This window comes from Rheinheimera soli, assembly GCF_021290985.1.
GTDB lineage: Bacteria > Pseudomonadota > Gammaproteobacteria > Enterobacterales > Alteromonadaceae > Pararheinheimera > Pararheinheimera soli.
In genome coordinates this window covers 123,779-140,771 of sequence record NZ_JAJOYU010000006.1, presented here as the reverse complement: position 1 = coordinate 140,771, position 16,993 = coordinate 123,779, and the positions used below count along the sequence as shown (strand labels likewise).

At 45.6% G+C, this 16,993-nt stretch carries 23 protein-coding genes; 14 read left to right on the top strand and 9 right to left on the bottom strand.

Translation table 11 applies throughout. The annotated features are described in order from the left end of the window. Positions 1-8: 8 nt before the first annotated feature. Complete coding sequence (locus LSG37_RS06570; protein ID WP_233079122.1) at positions 9-395, bottom strand: hypothetical protein; 387 nt, start codon at positions 393-395, stop codon at positions 9-11. Between the two features lie 28 nt (positions 396-423). After that, on the bottom strand, positions 424-1,026 hold the full coding sequence (locus LSG37_RS06565) for a DUF2799 domain-containing protein (RefSeq protein ID WP_233079121.1): 603 nt from the start codon (positions 1,024-1,026) through the stop codon (positions 424-426). 119 nt (positions 1,027-1,145) lie between these two features. On the opposite strand from LSG37_RS06565, the gene LSG37_RS06560 reads away from it, so the two are divergent. Next, on the top strand, positions 1,146-1,793 hold the full coding sequence (locus LSG37_RS06560; RefSeq protein ID WP_233079120.1) for an acyl carrier protein phosphodiesterase: 648 nt from the start codon (positions 1,146-1,148) through the stop codon (positions 1,791-1,793). Here LSG37_RS06560 and sixA read toward each other — a convergent pair. Then, complete coding sequence (sixA, locus tag LSG37_RS06555) at positions 1,751-2,221, bottom strand: phosphohistidine phosphatase SixA (protein ID WP_233079119.1); 471 nt, start codon at positions 2,219-2,221, stop codon at positions 1,751-1,753. The genes LSG37_RS06560 and sixA overlap by 43 nt on opposite strands. 6 nt (positions 2,222-2,227) lie before the next feature. Next, positions 2,228-2,782, bottom strand: a complete 555-nt coding sequence (locus tag LSG37_RS06550; protein ID WP_233079118.1) for a hypothetical protein — start codon at positions 2,780-2,782, stop codon at positions 2,228-2,230. Between the two features lie 171 nt (positions 2,783-2,953). Here LSG37_RS06550 and LSG37_RS06545 point away from each other — a divergent pair, with 171 nt between their 5' ends. The 6 genes from LSG37_RS06545 to LSG37_RS06520 all read left to right on the top strand — a co-directional run bounded on the left by LSG37_RS06545 (position 2,954) and on the right by LSG37_RS06520 (position 6,944). Continuing rightward, the gene (locus tag LSG37_RS06545) at positions 2,954-3,346 is read left to right on the top strand and encodes a ribonuclease E inhibitor RraB (RefSeq protein ID WP_233079117.1); all 393 of its coding nucleotides are present in this window, start codon (positions 2,954-2,956) and stop codon (positions 3,344-3,346) included. 31 nt (positions 3,347-3,377) lie between these two features. After that, a complete protein-coding gene (locus LSG37_RS06540) occupies positions 3,378-4,079 on the top strand; it encodes a YebC/PmpR family DNA-binding transcriptional regulator (protein WP_008900266.1) in 702 nt (233 codons plus the stop codon). A gap of 81 nt (positions 4,080-4,160) precedes the next feature. Next, a complete protein-coding gene (gene yjjX, locus LSG37_RS06535) occupies positions 4,161-4,670 on the top strand; it encodes an inosine/xanthosine triphosphatase (RefSeq protein ID WP_233079116.1) in 510 nt (169 codons plus the stop codon). Positions 4,671-4,756: 86 nt separating this feature from the next. Beyond that, on the top strand, positions 4,757-5,305 hold the full coding sequence (locus LSG37_RS06530; RefSeq protein WP_233079115.1) for an NADPH-dependent FMN reductase: 549 nt from the start codon (positions 4,757-4,759) through the stop codon (positions 5,303-5,305). 146 nt (positions 5,306-5,451) lie between these two features. After that, positions 5,452-6,474, top strand: a complete 1,023-nt coding sequence (locus LSG37_RS06525) for a GGDEF domain-containing protein (RefSeq protein ID WP_233079114.1) — start codon at positions 5,452-5,454, stop codon at positions 6,472-6,474. A 71-nt stretch (positions 6,475-6,545) separates the two neighbouring features. After that, positions 6,546-6,944 carry a hypothetical protein gene (locus LSG37_RS06520; RefSeq protein ID WP_233079113.1) on the top strand — a complete coding sequence of 133 codons (399 nt, stop codon included), beginning with the start codon at positions 6,546-6,548 and terminating at the stop codon, positions 6,942-6,944. Here the strand turns inward: LSG37_RS06520 and LSG37_RS06515 are convergent, their stop codons facing one another. From LSG37_RS06515 to ahpC, 3 genes are all read right to left on the bottom strand, one after another. After that, positions 6,945-7,556, bottom strand: coding sequence for an excalibur calcium-binding domain-containing protein (locus LSG37_RS06515; RefSeq protein ID WP_233079112.1), 612 nt, complete (start codon positions 7,554-7,556; stop codon positions 6,945-6,947). 116 nt (positions 7,557-7,672) lie between these two features. Next, entirely contained in the window at positions 7,673-9,217 is a 1,545-nt protein-coding gene (gene ahpF, locus LSG37_RS06510) for an alkyl hydroperoxide reductase subunit F (RefSeq protein WP_233079111.1), read from the bottom strand. 161 nt (positions 9,218-9,378) lie between these two features. Further along, positions 9,379-9,945 (bottom strand): alkyl hydroperoxide reductase subunit C, encoded by a 567-nt coding sequence (ahpC, locus tag LSG37_RS06505; protein ID WP_127025081.1) that lies wholly within the window; start codon positions 9,943-9,945, stop codon positions 9,379-9,381. Between the two features lie 296 nt (positions 9,946-10,241). Here ahpC and LSG37_RS06500 point away from each other — a divergent pair, with 296 nt between their 5' ends. Then, a complete protein-coding gene (locus LSG37_RS06500; RefSeq protein ID WP_233079110.1) occupies positions 10,242-10,865 on the top strand; it encodes a lytic transglycosylase domain-containing protein in 624 nt (207 codons plus the stop codon). Positions 10,866-11,000: 135 nt separating this feature from the next. Next, a complete protein-coding gene (locus tag LSG37_RS06495; RefSeq protein ID WP_233079109.1) occupies positions 11,001-11,765 on the top strand; it encodes a DUF4097 family beta strand repeat-containing protein in 765 nt (254 codons plus the stop codon). A 33-nt stretch (positions 11,766-11,798) separates the two neighbouring features. Here the strand turns inward: LSG37_RS06495 and LSG37_RS06490 are convergent, their stop codons facing one another. Further along, positions 11,799-12,419, bottom strand: a complete 621-nt coding sequence (locus LSG37_RS06490) for a DUF2238 domain-containing protein (protein ID WP_233079108.1) — start codon at positions 12,417-12,419, stop codon at positions 11,799-11,801. 196 nt (positions 12,420-12,615) lie between these two features. Between LSG37_RS06490 and LSG37_RS06485 the strand changes: the two genes are divergently transcribed. The 4 genes from LSG37_RS06485 (at position 12,616) to LSG37_RS06470 (ending at position 15,027) form a co-directional block, all read left to right on the top strand. Next, a complete protein-coding gene (locus LSG37_RS06485; RefSeq protein WP_233079107.1) occupies positions 12,616-12,753 on the top strand; it encodes a hypothetical protein in 138 nt (45 codons plus the stop codon). A gap of 65 nt (positions 12,754-12,818) precedes the next feature. Further along, the gene (locus LSG37_RS06480; RefSeq protein ID WP_233079106.1) at positions 12,819-13,928 is read left to right on the top strand and encodes a sensor histidine kinase; all 1,110 of its coding nucleotides are present in this window, start codon (positions 12,819-12,821) and stop codon (positions 13,926-13,928) included. After that, positions 13,921-14,655: a LytR/AlgR family response regulator transcription factor gene (locus LSG37_RS06475; protein WP_233079105.1), complete on the top strand. Its 735-nt coding sequence runs from the start codon at positions 13,921-13,923 to the stop codon at positions 14,653-14,655. The genes LSG37_RS06480 and LSG37_RS06475 overlap by 8 nt, the downstream gene beginning before the upstream one ends. A 111-nt stretch (positions 14,656-14,766) precedes the next feature. Next, positions 14,767-15,027, top strand: a complete 261-nt coding sequence (locus LSG37_RS06470; RefSeq protein WP_233079104.1) for a superinfection immunity protein — start codon at positions 14,767-14,769, stop codon at positions 15,025-15,027. 34 nt (positions 15,028-15,061) lie between these two features. Here the strand turns inward: LSG37_RS06470 and LSG37_RS06465 are convergent, their stop codons facing one another. Next, on the bottom strand, positions 15,062-15,949 hold the full coding sequence (locus LSG37_RS06465) for a tRNA/rRNA methyltransferase (protein WP_233079103.1): 888 nt from the start codon (positions 15,947-15,949) through the stop codon (positions 15,062-15,064). A 190-nt stretch (positions 15,950-16,139) separates the two neighbouring features. Here LSG37_RS06465 and LSG37_RS06460 point away from each other — a divergent pair, with 190 nt between their 5' ends. Continuing rightward, positions 16,140-16,982: a 23S rRNA (adenine(2030)-N(6))-methyltransferase RlmJ gene (locus LSG37_RS06460; RefSeq protein ID WP_233079102.1), complete on the top strand. Its 843-nt coding sequence runs from the start codon at positions 16,140-16,142 to the stop codon at positions 16,980-16,982. The last annotated feature ends 11 nt before the right edge of the window (positions 16,983-16,993 follow it).

Genomic DNA, 16,993 nt, shown 5'->3' with positions numbered 1-16,993 from the left:
AAATCAATCTAAGGAGCTACGTCCAGCGACACTCTGTTGCGTAAAATCACTTCTTCGCCCGGACTAAACAGGTTGGTATTGTGCAGGTACAACTCCAGCCTCATGCCTGGTGTGATACGTAAAGGCCGCTCCAGCACATAACGTTTGGTACAAGGCAAGCTAAGCAGCAGTTCGTCCTGAAGCCTAAGTTCTAACTGGCAATGGATGCCGTCAGGCAACACGCCAGTCATGCTGTAGGCAATAAAATCTGTCTGCTTTTCAGGCCATTGGGGTTGATGAGGCAAGCGGCTGCGCTGGCCGGCGATCAACAGTTTTTCTGTAGTCCAGGTGATATCCAGAGGGGCAGACAACACCACCAGAGGCATACTCAATAACAAAGCACCAAAAAGCTTCATCTGTTGATCACCTTAGTCAACCACCTTTTTAGCCACCCTGCTGGATCAACCCAAACTGAAATTCAGCTTGTTTCAAATCACGCTGTATCTGGCCTTGCATTTGATTCAGCTCACGCAACTGTTGCTGCAGATTACGGTTTTCATCCAGCAGTTTTTGTTTCTGCTGCTTGTCTTTTAGCACACTCAACTCTTTACTGTTGTCGTCGATGCGTTGTTCCAATTGATCGATAGTGCCGGCATTTCGCTGCAAAGTTTTTTGTAAATTCAACAAGGCTGATTCAGCCTGATACCATTTACGGCCACGGTCATAACCTAAACGAAACTGCGGCTCTAAAGCACCGCTACAAACTTTGTTATAAGCACCACCACTTTGACCTAGTTCTCTGCCTGCATCGTAAGTACAGTACAACATAACTCCTTCAGCGTGGCCTTGCTCATAGGCTTTAAAATCAGAACCTACGCCATGTTCAGCACATTCTTTTTGGTAGCTGCGAAATTTAGTGCTGGCAACCCCTTGCTGACCATCGGTTTTGCCAATAGCAAACCAGTCTCCAATCTGACATTCCTGTGGACTGATGCTGCTACAGCCTGTAAGCACTAGTGCAGTTATCAGTAAAACACCTTGTTTCATGTCACTTATCCCTTTGTATTCTCTATAAACTTCAGACCTCTACTTATAGCGGATTAGTTCAGCAAATACATCTTTTTTGCCTTAGACTAAACGCAGTTTTGCAGAAATCCCGTGGTGTAATGAATTATCTGGCCCATCTGCTGTTAGCACAACCCAACACTGATTCCCGTATTGGTAATTTATTGGGTGACTTTTACCATGGCACCAGGCTGGAGTTATTAAGCCCAGCAGTGGCCGCCGGTTTATACAATCACAGAGCTGTGGACTGGTTTACCGATCAACATCCACAAGTTCGCGCAGCTCGTTTGTTGTTTAGCCCAGAAGTACGGCGTTTTTCCCCTATAGCTTTGGATATGTTGTTTGATTTTTGCCTGATTAAGCACTGGAAACATTTTTTTGCTTCAGACTTTAATAGCTATAAAGCTCAGTTGTATCGCCAGTTGCAAAACGACTTGCCGCAGATGCCGGACTCCATGGCCCGAACCTTTAAAGCGGTAACTGAACAAGACTGGTTTGGTCGCTACGCACAACTTGAAGGTATTCAACAGGCGTTACGCCGCATGGCCTTACATGGCCGATTTACTGCCCGTTATGCCTCTATTGCAGATGAATTGCCAGAGCTTCAGGCAGAAACAGAAGCAGTGTTCCTTGAATTTTTCCCGCAGTTACAAAGCTTTATTCAACAAGCAGCCATAGAACAGCAGCCGCTTTTGGCCTTTGAGCGTTACAGCAAAGCCACAGGCAAAGACCAGAGTAATACCGCCTGATCAGACCTCAGCTCAACAGCTGTAATGGACGCCTTTTTAATAAAAAAATTGTCTGCATTGGTATTCAGTAACAGCGCCAGCATAGCTGAAATATCAGGTTCATGGCCGACACAGCAGACAGATTCAACCCCTTGTTTGATCAACTCAGTTAAGGCGTTGTGCTGTACTTCTGCCAGAGTATCAATAATCAGCCAGGCTTGTTTTTGCGGTTCGGGCCAATCGGCATGCTGATGCAGTAGCAGCGCTGTTTGCTCGGCTCTATTAAAAGGACTGGTCAGCAGCAGTTGTGGTTTTAACTGCTGTTTTTTACAAAAATCCGCCAGTTTTTGGCATTGTTTAATGCCTTTATCCACCAAATCACGGCTTGGATCCGGCAGTCCCAAAGCTCTGTCCTGCGCCGTAGCATGACGCACCAAATACAGCAGCATCAGGCCTTACTTCGCTTGAGGTGCAAAATCTGCACTTTCAAAATAAAGTTGTTCTGCATCTTTGCCTTTGGCCTGATAAAGAATTTCATCCACAGCACCTTCCCCTGAAATAGCCCTTACCAATAACTCGCCTTGCGAAAGCGCAATACGATAAAGCCCTTTTGACTCTGCTCCAGCGCCGACTGCTTTATCCAGCAGTTTTTGCTGCACCAGCACTGTTACAGTGCCAAGATCTTTACCACCTCGTTCAAAATGCCCCAGGTAGACTTGTGCGTTAAAGGTTTTTAGTTTGCCCTGCTGTAAATCTTTGAGTGCAAAAGGCTGTGGTTCCAATGTGACTAAGTTTTTTGCTGTTAGCGCCTGCAAGACTTGATCTGGCAGTTCGCCGCTCACCTGAAGCACAATCTGATGGGCATGTTTGCCTGTTGGAAAAGGCAGATGAGAGGCAATCAGCTGATCGTCTACCTGTAATAACACCATGCCATGGATGCCATGACTGGCATGCAGACAAGCCCAAAGCGGTGCGCTGAAACAACACAACATAAGCCAAAGTGCTTTCACAGTGACAGCCTCATTAATTCTGATAGTCCTGAGTCTGCAACTATCCATGATATGGGTCAAGTTCAATACCAGATTGCCATACCAATCAGCTAGAGAATATTGCTATAATCCGGCCACTTGCCGCGCCGGGCTTACCGGATCGGCCTATTAAACTGATGTGGAGAGCGGACCATGCAATTTCCTGATGACGGCAATGGCGATATGCTGCGTGCCTTAATGGACGCCGGAATAGATTTAAGCCAGCCTCTGGCCATTGATTTTTATCTGGTGTTTAAAAACAAAGACTATGCAGAAAAAGCTATGGCCGCTTTAGTAGCGTCAGAGCTGCAAGGTGAAGTAGAACTGCACTTCAACGATCTGGAGCAATGGGAGCTGATTGTTAGTCAGACCATGGTACCAGAGCATGCTGCAGTGACAACACGTGAAGCTGAACTGGATAAATTTGCCAAGAAATTTGGTGGTCACAACGACGGTTGGGGCGTGATGCAACATCAGGACGGCGATGACGATTTTGATGATGAACATGGCGACGACTGTGAGCCTGACTGCGGTCACCAGCATTAATTTTTACTGATACAGATACGAGAGAGAAGCAATGGGCGCTCAATGGAAAGTTAAACATAAAGCCGACGCCTCGGCTGCCAAAGGCCGTATTTTTACTAAATTAGCCAAAGAAATTATGGTTGCAGCCCGTAACGGTGCTGACCCTGATATGAACTCTAAATTACGTGTTGCTGTAGAAGCCGCCAAAAAAGCTTCAATGCCACGTGAGACCTTAGAGCGCGCCATTAAAAAAGGTGCAGGTTTACTGGACGGCCCGGCCAACTATGAAACCGTCGTTTATGAAGGTTTTGCCCCACATCAGGTGCCTGTGATTGTTGAATGTTTAACAGACAACAAAAACCGTTCAGCCCAGAGTATTCGTGTGCTGTTCCGTAAAGGTCAGCTGGGCGGTTCAGGTTCAGTCTCATGGGACTTCAAATACTTAGGCGAAATTGTTGCTCATGCTGTGACACCGGATGCCGATTTAGAAGTAGCAGCCATTGAAGCTGGCGCACAGGATTTTGAAGAAGGCGAAGAAGGCGATAGCGTGTTCCTGACTGAACCTACTGATCTGGATGCAGTCAGCAAAGCCTTACCTGCTTTTGGTTTTAACGTCACCTCAGCCAAGCTGGTGTATCGTCCAAATAACCCTGTGACTTTAGATGACGCAGCCCGCGCTGAAGTGGAAGCCTTTTTGGAAGCCATTGACGCCGACGATGACGTACAACACGTCTACGTGGGTTTAGCAGGTTAATACTGCACACTGAATGCAAAGGCGGCCATGGCCGCCTTTGCTTTTTCTGAAATTCAAAATATCTGATCAACAGGTGTTGTCATGTTAATGATTCAAGTAGCCTCAGCTAATCCGGCCAAAATCAAGGCTGTGGCCTCTGCTTTTGCTGAACTATTTCCTGATGAAACTTTAGAGGTGCAAGGTGTAGCTGTGCCCAGTGGCGTTGCAGCTCAGCCGATGAGCAGCGATGAAACCTTATTGGGGGCCATGAATAGAGTGGCGGCATTAGCAGACTACAAAGCAGATTATCGGGTGGCGATAGAAGCAGGTTTAGATGGGGATTTCACCTTCGCCTGGATGGTGATTGAACATCAGGGCAAAATCGGCAAAGCCCGTTCCGCCAGTTTAATGTTACCCCCTGCGGCTTTGGCACAACTTAAAGCAGGTAAAGAGCTGGGCGATGTGATGGATACTATGTTTGAACAAAACAATATCAAACAAAAAGGCGGTGCTATTGCCCTGCTGACCCATAACAAACTCAGCCGCAGCTCGGTTTACCACCAGGCCTTAATTCTGGCAATGATCCCTTTTTTAAATCCGGATTTGTTCTGACTGGCGCAAAACAAAGAATTAAGGTTGTCATTCATTCACTTCAGACTTAGTGTAGAGAGCCCATCATTTACCTAAGGGAATATTACATGTCTGAATTAAAAGTACTGGCACTCTGCGGCAGCTTAAGAGCCAAATCGACCAATAAAGCTTTGGTAGAGTATGCGATAGCGCATGCCCCTGAAGGCATGCAGATTGAACTGGCCGATTTATCTGATCTGCCTTTTTATAATGCCGACCTTCCAGCTAAACCTGATGCAGTAGAGCGCCTGCTGGCCCAATTTGCTAAAACTGATGCCTTGCTGCTGGCCTGCCCTGAATACAACTACTCTATTGCCCCAGCGCTGAAAAACGCTCTGGATTGGGTTTCCCGTGAACCAAACAATGAATTAATGGCGGGCAAAGTAGCAGCTATTATGGGCTCAGGTGGTGGTATGGGTACGTCTCGTGCTCAGTATCATTTACGTCAGGTGTGTGTATTTTTAGATCTGCATCTGGTGAATAAGCCTGAAGTCTTCTGTAACGCTTTTGCCAATACCTTCGATAGCGACGGCAAACTGACCGATGAGCGTATTCAAAGCCTGATAGTGCAGCAATTGGCTGCCTTACAAGAGTTGGCGTTACGTTTTAAAAAATAAAGACTTAGCAATAACTTACTCTGGTACAAAGCAGATAAAACAAGACTGTTGTGTTCATCTGCTTTCTTTGTCAGAGTATGGATCAGAATAAGAAATTACATGGTTGGAATCAGCCATTCCCAACTTGCCAAGGACTGAGGTAAAGCTTGTTACAGCGCTTAAAAGACAATTTCCATCTGTCGATGATTACTTTGGTTGGCGTAATTGCCAGCTGTACTTTATTGCCTTACGCTTTATACCGTTTGGCAACAGGCAGCTATTTGGTCGGTATAGTCGACATGCTGATGATAGCCGTCAGTACAATTTCTGTCTGGATGGCATGGCGAACCGGCGATACTGAAAAACCGGGCTTTCTGATGGCCGCCGTATTTTGTTTTGGTGCTGTGCTGGTATGCATGAAGCTCGGGCAGGATGTACTGTTCTGGATTTACCCTTTGATGGTGTTCATCTTCTTTTTAGTCGCTCCGATCAAAGCTCTACTCTTACTGTTACTCATGGTCAGCGCTATTGTATCGCTGCATTTTTCCGAGCAATCCAGTATTTTTAATAGTGGTTTTCAGTTGTTGGCTTTTATTACCACTACCTTAATCACCAGTATTTTTGCTTATATTTTTGCCTATCGTACTCACTTGCAACGACAGGAGTTGCGGCATTTAGCCACCACAGATCCACTGACAGGCGCGGCAACCCGCCACTCTTTAACCGACGAACTGACAGCTGCAATTGAGCAATACCAGCAGAAAAGTAGTGTCAGCGGTTTAATGCTGTTGGATTTAGACCATTTTAAGCGTATCAACGATAACTTTGGTCACCAGTCCGGCGATCAAATTCTGAGTCAACTGGTGCCTTTATTAAAACAAATGATCCGCCAACAGGATTCTGTGTTTCGTTACGGCGGAGAAGAATTTGTCTTGCTGATCAAAGAGATCCAATTGGCAGATTTACATCGTTTAGCGGAAAAGATCCGTCATGCGGTTTGGCATCAATTGGCTTTACCTGACGGCTCTGCCCTGACGACCTCTATTGGCATTGCCACAGTGCAACAGGCTACCGACTGGGAAAATTGGTTACAACAAGCCGATGTAGCTTTGTATCAAGCCAAACATCAGGGCCGCAATCAGGTGGTGATCGCCACTGGTCCTGAAGTAGACAAAAGCAATCCGTCTTAGACTTAAGTCGAAGCGCCATTTATCAGCTAATACTTTAAGCTGGTTTTATCTATTCTGTGCAGGTGCCTTTTATGTTGTCCTTTATTATCAGCCGTTTTTTTGCTTTTCAAATTCTGGTGCTGCTGGTTCTGGCTTTAGCCAATTACTTTTCAGCCATTAAACTTGGATTTATTCAGGATGTTGTGTTATTGCCAGCCCTGACTATTTTTCTGGTCTATCAATACTGTAAAAAACAAAATGCGTTTTTAACAACAGAGCAAAGTCAGAAGGTGGTTTACGCTCTGATTTTAAGTGATGCATTGATCCAGGCTGTCCTCACCTTCAGCAGCCCACAAGGTATTATTGCTGCACAGCACTTTACCAATGCAGCTTTAACTTATGCAGCAGTGATGGTGTTCCATAGCCTGATGATTTATTTCGCTGTGGGGTACAGCAAAAGCTTATTTGAAAAACGCCAGGCTGTGAGCTGACTAAAAGCGCCTGTGACCACAGTGCTGGCGCTCACATGGAATGCCATTGTTGTCGCCATCAATCAATACATCAGGGCAATTTTTCAAATAAAACTTAGCCTCATCACAAGACAACATTTCTGAACAATGTTGTTTACCTTCACATTGAAACTGCTCGGCGTGTTGGTTTTGTATAGGTGGCCACACCGGACTATCTAACAAGGCGGTTGCATGCTGTAACTCTTCTGTTTCTACCTGATCCATCCCGGTATGCACAGGAAATTCTGTCTGAGCACTGAATAAATGCACCGACTGATAACCCAACCATATCAGCACAGATAACACCAGTACGACGGAGAATAACTGCTGGAATGGCAAAGTGGAGAGCGCGGGCTTTTTTAGTTCAGGAGCCGGAGCAAAATGCTGGCCTGCTTTGTATGCAGAAACAGCCTTGGTTTTGCCCTCTGAGTCTATTTCAATCTGAAAAAAAATCTGGTCGCCATTTTTTAGCTGATCCGGCTTTTTGCGAAAGCCTGCACTGCTGATGCGAATATCCGGTCCTGCTTTGTCCTGTTGCAAAAAACCAGTACCAAGTGCAGGATCCCAGTCCCTTAACTTTCCCTGATGTAACATCTCAACGTCCTGTTGTTGCTATTTTAAAAACACCCTATTTAACCTAAATCGCTTTTATTTTACAAGCATAAAAAAAGGCCACCTGTTTACCGGCGGCCTTTAAGCAAAGTGAGCTGTTAGTTGCGGATCAGGTAATCAAAAGCACCTAAAGCCGCTGTTGCACCACTGCCCATCGCAATAATAATTTGCTTGAACGGTGTGTTAGTCGCGTCACCTGCAGCAAACACGCCTTTTAATGACGTCTGGCCGTGGCTATCGACAATAATTTCGCCACGCGGCGTTAATTCCACAGCACCACGCAACCACTCGGTATTTGGCACTAAACCAATTTGTACAAAGATACCGGCCAGTTCCACAGTTTTGCTTTCGCCATTGGTACGGTCTGTATACTGCAAGCCAACAACGCGCTGACCATCACCCAGCACTTCTGTAGTTTGTGCCTGGGTGATAATAGTGATGTTGCCCATAGACTGCGCTTTTTTGATCAGCACTGCGTCTGCACGCAATGTGCTGTCAAATTCCAGCACTGTCACATGCTGAACAATACCAGCTAAGTCGATAGCAGCTTCAATACCTGAGTTACCACCACCTATGACTGCAACTTTTTTGCCTTTAAATAAAGGACCATCGCAGTGCGGGCAATAGGCCACGCCTTTACCACGGTATTCTTTTTCACCAGGCACGTTCATCTCTCTCCAACGTGCGCCAGGAGATAGAACTATGCTTTTACTTTTCAGCACAGCGCCGTTTTCAAGCGTGATTTCAAACAAGTCGCTTTTGCCAAGCTTCACAGCTTTTTGACTGTTCATAATGTCCACTTCGTAATGACGAACGTGAGACTCTAAGTTAGCGACCAATTTTGGACCTTCAGTTTCTTTGACAGAAATAAAGTTCTCAATACCTACTGTGTCTGCCACCTGGCCGCCAAAACGCTCGGCAACAATACCAGTGTTTAAGCCTTTACGGGCTGCATAAATAGCAGCTGCAGAACCAGCAGGACCACCACCCACAATCAGCATGTCGAAGTTGTCTTTAGTTTTCAGCGCTTCAGCCTGACGAGCCGCAGCACCGCTGTCGACTTTGTTCAGAATGTTGGTCAGGGTAATAGCGCCCTGAGAGAACTGCTGGCCATTTAAATACACTGTTGGTACAGCCATGATATTGCGTTTGCTGACTTCATCAGGGAACACAGCACCGTCAATCATGGTGGTTTTAATATTTGGATTCACTGCTGCCATTAAATTCAGCGCCTGCACTACTTCAGGACAGGTCTGACAGCTTAAAGACACAAAAACTTCAAAATTAAATTCACCCTGCAGGGCAGCAATTTGCTCCAGTACAGCAGCTTCTTCTTTAATGGTGTGGCCACCTGAATGCAATAAAGCCAGCACCAATGAAGTGAACTCGTGGCCCATAGGCACACCAGCAAAACGAATTTGAGTGTTCTTCGCAGTAGAGCGCACCAGCATAGATGGCTTTAATACTGCCGGGTCTGTCTCATCTTTTAAATGGATCAGCGAACTTAAACTGGCGATATCTTCGGCCAGACTTTTTAACTCGGCTGCTTTATCGCTGCCGTCTAACGCAACTACCAGCTCCACCGGGCTTTTCAGGTTTTGCAAATAGGTTTTTAATTGGTTCTTTAGGTTAGTATCTAACATATTTGGCCCCTTTCTTATAGCCACAGTCACTGCCACCTTCAGGTGGATTGCCACTGCCCTTTTGGACAAAGCTTCGCCGTACCAGTAAATACTGGTGAGCAAAACTCACAAATTTATTTGGAATAGGGGCTGAGAACTCAGCCCCTGTAGTCTAATCAGACTTAGATTTTACCAACCAGGTCTAAAGATGGAGCTAAAGTCGCTTCACCTGGAGTCCATTTAGCTGGACATACTTCACCGTCGTGGTTTGCAACGTATTGTGCAGCCTGAACTTTACGGAACAGTTCTGCAGCGCTACGGCCGATACCTAAGTCGTGAATTTCAGCAACTTTGATTTCGCCTTGTGGGTTGATTACGAAAGTACCACGTAAAGCTAAACCTTCTTCCTCGATCATCACACCGAAGTTACGAGTGATAGTACCAGTAGGGTCGCCGATCATTGGGTAGTTGATTTTCTTGATAGTTTCAGAAGCATCGTGCCACGCTTTGTGAGTGAAATGCGTGTCAGTAGATACTGAGTAAACTTCAACACCGATTTCCTGGAACTTAGGGTAGAAATCAGCCAGATCGCCTAATTCAGTTGGGCAAACGAAAGTGAAGTCAGCTGGGTAAAATACTACTACTGACCATTTGCCTGCCAGATCCTGTTCAGTCACTGGAACAAATTTACCGTGATGGAAGGCAGTCGCTTTAAATGGCTTGATGGTGCTGTTGATAATTGAAGACATTGTCTTACTCCATGTTGGTTGATTACTAAAATGAACTCGCTTCGATGGGACAGAGAATAGCTGCTCCGACCGATTTGAGATAACGAATTAAATCTATAAAGTTAATCTGTTTTAGTGATTGAAAAACTCAGCTTCTTATCTGTTTTTCCACTTTATTCTACAGTGCCACTATGACAACAGCATAAAAGCCCTGTGCTTACTGCATCTGTAGCGCTGTCATTCTTTGTCCGTTCACACCACAAAAAGTGCAAACAATGACTATGCTCAATGGGTTAGCATTAAAGTGGGGGCATAAATTGAAACTTCAAGCAGCTAAAGCCCTGGCTGGCGGTGTTTTTTTATTGCTGGTTCCTACTGCAATTGCAGACAATCCGCCTGTGTACCGTTACCAGCAAGCCAATGGCGTCACGGCCTTTTCCGACAGGGCCCCCAAAAACCAGCCTTATCGACTGGTAAGGTTTGATTGTTTCGCCTGCAAGGTGCAAAGCACAGTAGACTGGCACAATACACCGCTGTTTCTACAGAAGTATCAGCAGGAAATAGCTGCAGCGGCTTTACATCATCAGTTAGACCCAGCCCTGTTACGAGCCATCATTCATGCCGAATCTGCTTTTAATCCCAAAGCTTTATCCAAAAGTGGCGCCGCAGGTTTAATGCAGTTAATGCCCGCTACCGCCACTGAAGTGGGAGTGAAAAATGTCTGGCATCAACAACAGAATATTCAGGGTGGGGCTTCTTATCTGGCTTTTTTACTGAAACGCTATAAAGGCAATATCAAACTGGCCACCGCAGCCTACAACGCAGGGCCAGGTGCTGTGGATAAACATCAGGGAATTCCACCTTATGCTGAAACTCAAACCTATGTAGAGCGGGTTCAGTTACTCTGGTCCCGCTATCAGCAAGCCAGCCAGGCATCCTGAAACATTTAAAGCTAAAGAGTAACAATTTATAAGTCTTTGTTTTTTAATACCTTTAATACCTACCCTTCCTTTGCAATTGCTTAGCACAACAGGCAGACTAACAACACTTTCAAGGAGTTGTTTTAAGGACCTGTTATGAAAAAACTGATTGCTGTCTGTATTCCCACCTTATTGCTCAGTGCCTGTGTGATCCACGTAGGCCATAGTTCTGCAACAGAAAATCTGCAACACGAACAACGCCAGTTGCAGTTAAGCGCTGCAGGTTTGAGCGAGTTAAAAGCTGAAACTGAAGCAGGCGGCTTGAAAATTGTCGGAGTCAAAGGGGCCAGTCAGATTGTAGTGACAGCCGATATTTATTCCAGCGAAGACAGACCTTTTACTTTATCACTGGAAAAACAAGGCTCTGCTGCTGTACTGAAGGCTGTCGGCAGCTCTTGCATCGGTATTTGCACTGGTTCTTCTGCTTATGCTGATCTGGTAGTGACCATGCCAGCTGAACTTGCTTTGGCGCTGGAAGACGGTTCAGGTGATATCAGTATTGAAGGCTTAAGCGCTGATCTGGTGATTGAAGATGGCTCGGGCAATTTAACAGTGCAAGGTGGCCGTCATCTGGTACTGGAAGATGGCTCAGGCAATGTCAGCCTGACTCAGCTCAGCGGCAATCTGACTGTCGAAGATGGCTCAGGTGATTTGTTTATTCAGCAGGTTGCAGGCACTGTACTGGTGGAGGATGGTTCTGGCGATATAGATATTCAGCAAGTCAAAGGCATGGTGACTATCAGTGATGGTTCAGGAGATATCCGGGTGCAACAAGCAGGTGGTTTTACTTTACTCGAGGATGGTTCAGGTGAGCTGAAGATTGATCAGATCAATGGCCCTGTCAGTTTAAATAAAGACTAATCCATACAGGCATCCACACAAGCAGGTCAGAGTTTAACTCTGACCTTTGTCCGCGCCTGTACGCAGTTGCCGTAGCTGTTTATCATGTAAACTTTTCAGCATAAACCAGCCAAGCAAAGCACCTATTAAGGCCCAAAGCATATCGGATTGAGTATCCCAGACATAACCCTGAGTGCCCAAAAAGGCTTCGGCATCTTCACCTGTAGCTAAGGCGACCCACCATTCGATCAGCTCGTAAAAAGCACTGAAGGCTAAACAAAAACAAATACTGAAAAAACATTGCCAGCTTTGACCGAAAATTAAGCCCCTGCGTAAAATAATTTCGCGGCAAATAATCACAGGAATAAAGCCCTGAGCCAAATGCCCGACTTTATCGTAATTGTTCCGCTCACCGCCCGTCCAGTCACGGATCCAGTCAAATAAGGGGACTTCGGCATAAGTGTAATGACCACCGACCATCAAAATCACTGAATGCAGCAAAATTAAGCCATAAAGCAAAGGGGTTAATGGAAAGCGGCTTTTAGTGACCGTCAGCACAATCAGGCCAATCAAGGCAGGTAAAACCTCCAGAAACCAGGTGAACTGGTCTTTTGGTTCTATGCCAGACCAAATCAGTACGACAAAAAATACTGCTAACCACACACTCTGTTTCATCCAACTATGACCCTTCCTTGATTAGTACCTGCTATCAAAGCAATAAAGCGATTAAAACACAAGACCAGCTTGTAGCAGCCTGACTCAACTGCCTGAATAACCTTCTATCCCTTTGACTCACCGCTGGTCACTTTTTATAAAACAAAGACTCTATGCTGCAGCACACTCTGTATTGTGACTAATAGATGGTGCCGGCATGATGGAAAATATAAAACAAAGATGCACAGCTTTTGTCCTGAGTTTTATCAGCCTGAGTTGTATTCTGGCTATGGGGCCCTATCTGATGTTAAAAACAGCTCCGGCTTTGGGCACTTTACTTATCATGCTGCCTTGAACCCTTGTTGTTTTCCCCTTGCTGCGGTAAAACATCTGCGTTTATTTGATTTTGGAAGTCTTATCTTGTCTGATTTTTTAAGTCGTGCTGTTGAGTTATCAAGCCGTATTAGCAGATCCTATCTGCTTGGCCAGCTGATTTTTATCTCAGTGTTTTTTGCCAGCTACCTGCTGATGATGCAACCTTTTCTGAAATTAGTAGAAACCAGTTTAGTTTCACGCTTTGTGATCCGTGGCTTAGTTGACTGCGCCAACTTAGTACTTGTCACTCATTTGCTGTTAAGACCAGTGCTGAAATTCTATTTACTAAGTGTTTCACAGAAACTACTCCCTGCTCTATGGAGCTTTTTGTATATAACAGCTTTGTCGTTGTTTTGTTCGGCCCTTTCAATGCTGACGGCTAAACTGGAACTGTTGAAAACCACTCAAATTGATACGGTCAGTTTTAACCATCAGAACCAACAGCTTTTGATGGAGTTCTCTCAGTTTAATCAGTGGCTACTGGGTGGTTTTAATACCTTTATTATTTTACTGGGCTGGAGCCTGATTTATTTATTCTGGCATGGTCTACAGCAAAAAAAGCAATTGCAACAACAGATGCAACAAGCTCAAATTCAACAACTGACCTACCAGCTCAGTCCCCACTTTTTATTTAATGCATTAAATTCAGTACGAGCCTTAATTTTTGAAAATCAGCATCAGGCCGCACAAACAGTCACGCATTTATCTGAACTGCTGCGTATTCATTTACAAACTCAAATGCGGCCTGTTGCCACTTTGGCAGAAGAATGGCAAACCGCAGAATTTTATTTGCAAATAGAACAGGTAAGGCTGGAGCAACGGCTGGAGACTTGTATTGAATTGGCTGAAGACTGTCTGACACAAAAACTGCCGGGGCTGACGGTATTAACATTGATTGAAAATGCCATTAAGCATGGTATTAGCCCTAATGCCGAACCTGGCTGGCTGAAGGTGAAAGCAGAAAAAACAGGCCGCTCTGTCTGGGTGCTGTCAATCAGCAATAGCTACAAAGCGGTCAGCCCTTTCAAGGGCACTGGCAGCTCGCTGAACAATTTACAACAACGTCTTGTGCTGCAGCTGGGAGATAGCATTCGCTGGCAGCAGACTAAAACAGATCAGCAATTTGAAGTGCGGATGGAGCTGCCTTATGTTTAAAACCTTAGTGGTGGATGATGAACGTTTAGCCAGAGCCGAACTCAAGCGTTTACTGGCTCCTTACCCACAGATCAGTATTGAAGCTGAAGCCTGTACAGCGGAACAGGCTTTGGAGTTGATGCAACAACAGGCTTTTGATTTGGTGTTTTTAGATATTCAGATGCCGGGTTTATCAGGACTACAGCTGGCCCCTCAAATACAAAACCAATCATCACAAAAACACTGCCACTTTGTATTTTGCACTGCCTTTGATCAATACGCGCTGGACGCCTTTGAACTCAATGCGCTGGATTATTTATTAAAACCTGTTGCACCAGAGCGGCTGGAACGCACTATTCAAAAGCTGGAGCAACAGCGGGCCTCAGGTCAACAGCACAGTTATTTGCCTGAACAGCATGGCATTTTGCTGAAGTTTGGTGACATAAGCCGGATCAAACGACTGAATGAAATTCAGCGTTTTGAAAGTATTGGCAACCACACAGCTGTGTACTGCGACGATGGTAAAAGCTTTTTGCACAGCTCCTTATCCAAAGTAGAGGTGCGCTTAAACCCTCAGCAGTTTTTTAAAGTCAGTCGCTCCGACCTAGTGCGTATTGATGCCATCAGGCAAATTGAACCCGGCCTGGCTGCAGGCACTATGATTGTGGTACTGCATGATGGCTCAGCTGTGGAAGTCAGCCGCCGTCAGGTGCAACAGCTAAAACAGTTGTTTAATGCCTGGGGTTAACCGTATTTCAGTGTTATGGGCCGAAAATCACTTTTTCTGAGGCTGAACCAGACCGATCTTATACTCTGAAGCTGTTAAATCACAGACTTGGATCACACAGAGGATTAAAAGATGAACGAAATGATGACGACCTTTAGTAGCGCTTTTGCCGCAGCCTCATTGACACAATGGCTGGTTTTTTTACCCCTGTTTCTGGCTGTCTACTTTTTGCCAGCTTTGCTTGCTTTGGCCTTTAATCGCAAACATTTAAAACTGATTTTAATCGCCAATATACCAGCAGGTTTTTCCATGATTGCCTGGAGCGCGCTGATCGTCTGGGCTGTGACAGGAAAAATGATGGAAAAAAAACAACCTGAAAAAAGCCCTGTTTAATCAGGGCTCTTCATGTATAGGGTACCTAGTGCCTTTACTGCTGCTGGCGATACCATTCGCCTAAAATCAGGCTGGCAGCAACACTCACATTTAACGACTCCACTTTACCAGTACCAGGAATTTGTAAGGCGATATCAGCGGATTTAGCCACAGACTGAGAGACACCAAACATCTCTTCACCAAAAACTATCACGACTTTGGCAGGCAACTGGCTGCTGTACAGCGATACGCCACCATGGCTTGAGGTGGTTACCAGTGTATAGCCTGCCTGTTTACACAGCTGCAATGCCAGCGGCAGGTTGTCACAACTTAAACCTTCGACAAACTCTACGCCACCTTCAGCAGTGCGCGCTGCAGCGCCATGCGCCAGTAAATCCGGGTCTTTCATCACTATGCCACTGATACCAAAATGAGCGCAGCTGCGGGCTATAGCGCCTAAATTGTGTGGATTACCTACACCATCTAATGCCAGCAAACAATCCTGCTTTTTACGGCCGTTTTGGGTTAAATAAGTCGCCAGCGATAGCACTGGCTTACGTTTCACCAATAGTACCACACCACCGTGATGCTGGCTGCCTGCTACTTTTTCAAGCTCGGCTTCAGACACCACATGATAGGCTTTTTTATTAGCCGCTAAATACTTCATCAGATCTGCAAACTTAGGCGCCATTTGCTCGCTTAAATACAAACGCACTAAAGCTTCAGGACGTTGCAAAAAGGCGACACGGCAGGCATTTTCACCATAAATTTTGGCTTCTTCCTGACGATTTTGTTTTAACACTTTGGCAGACACAGCTTTAGGTGCAGTGGTTTTTGCTTCAGCTGTTTTGACCGATGCTGGTTTTGCCTTAGTCCATGGCTTTTGCAGCTCTGAACCTGGTTGAGTTTTTTTATGCTGTGGTGCTGAGGTTTTGCGATTCAAGGGAGATCCTGTACGGGCGCTGTCGCTGATTGGGCAGATTTTAACACTGCATCAGCCAGAACCCCAAGCAACTTATGACTTACCGCGATACACAGAATACTTGCCTTTCTGCTCTGGCGCAGTATGCTGGCGCCTTGTGCCGCTATTGCTGCGAAAAACACTGAAACATTACCGTTAAAAGAGTCTTCTTATGCTGAGTTATCGTCATAGTTATCATGCAGGTAATCACGCTGATGTGATCAAACATCTGGTGCAGATTTGTATCCTGAATTACTTAAAACGCAAAGATAAGCCTTTTTGCTATCACGATACTCATGCAGGTGCTGGTTTATACAGTCTGCATAGCGAACAAGCGCAAAAAACTGCGGAATACCAAACAGGTATAGGCAAACTCTGGACCTATCAGGGCGTAAATGCGGACATCAAAGCTTATGTCGATACCATCAGGCTGGTGAATGACAGCGACGACTTAGCCTTTTATCCGGGTTCACCGAAAATTGCTGATTTATTATGCCGCGCTACAGACACCATTCAGGCCACCGAATTACATCCAAGCGATCATCCTATTCTGGCCAGCCAGTTTCAGCGTCGCCGCCACAGCCGTATTGAAAAGATGGACGCCTGGGCTGGCCTGCGCGCTATGTTACCGCCTTTGTCCAAACGTGGCTTAGTGCTGATTGACCCACCTTATGAGCTAAAAACTGAATATCAGGACCTCATCAAAGGCCTGCAACAAGCTTACCAGCGCTTTCCACAAGGCACTTATGCCATCTGGTATCCGGTGATCGAACGTCAGGCGGTTGAAAGTTTTATTGATGCTATTGTTGATACACAAATTCGTAACCAGCTGCGGATAGAATATTGCCCGCAACCAGATACTGAAGGTTTTGGCATGACAGGCAGCGGCATGCTGGTGATTAACCCGCCTTTTACGCTGAAACAGGATATGGAGAGCTGCTTAAAAGAGCTGGCGCCATTGCTTTCACGAAGCCCACTCGCCCACTGGCAAGTCACTCAACTCGTCGATGAATAAGGAAATACCCT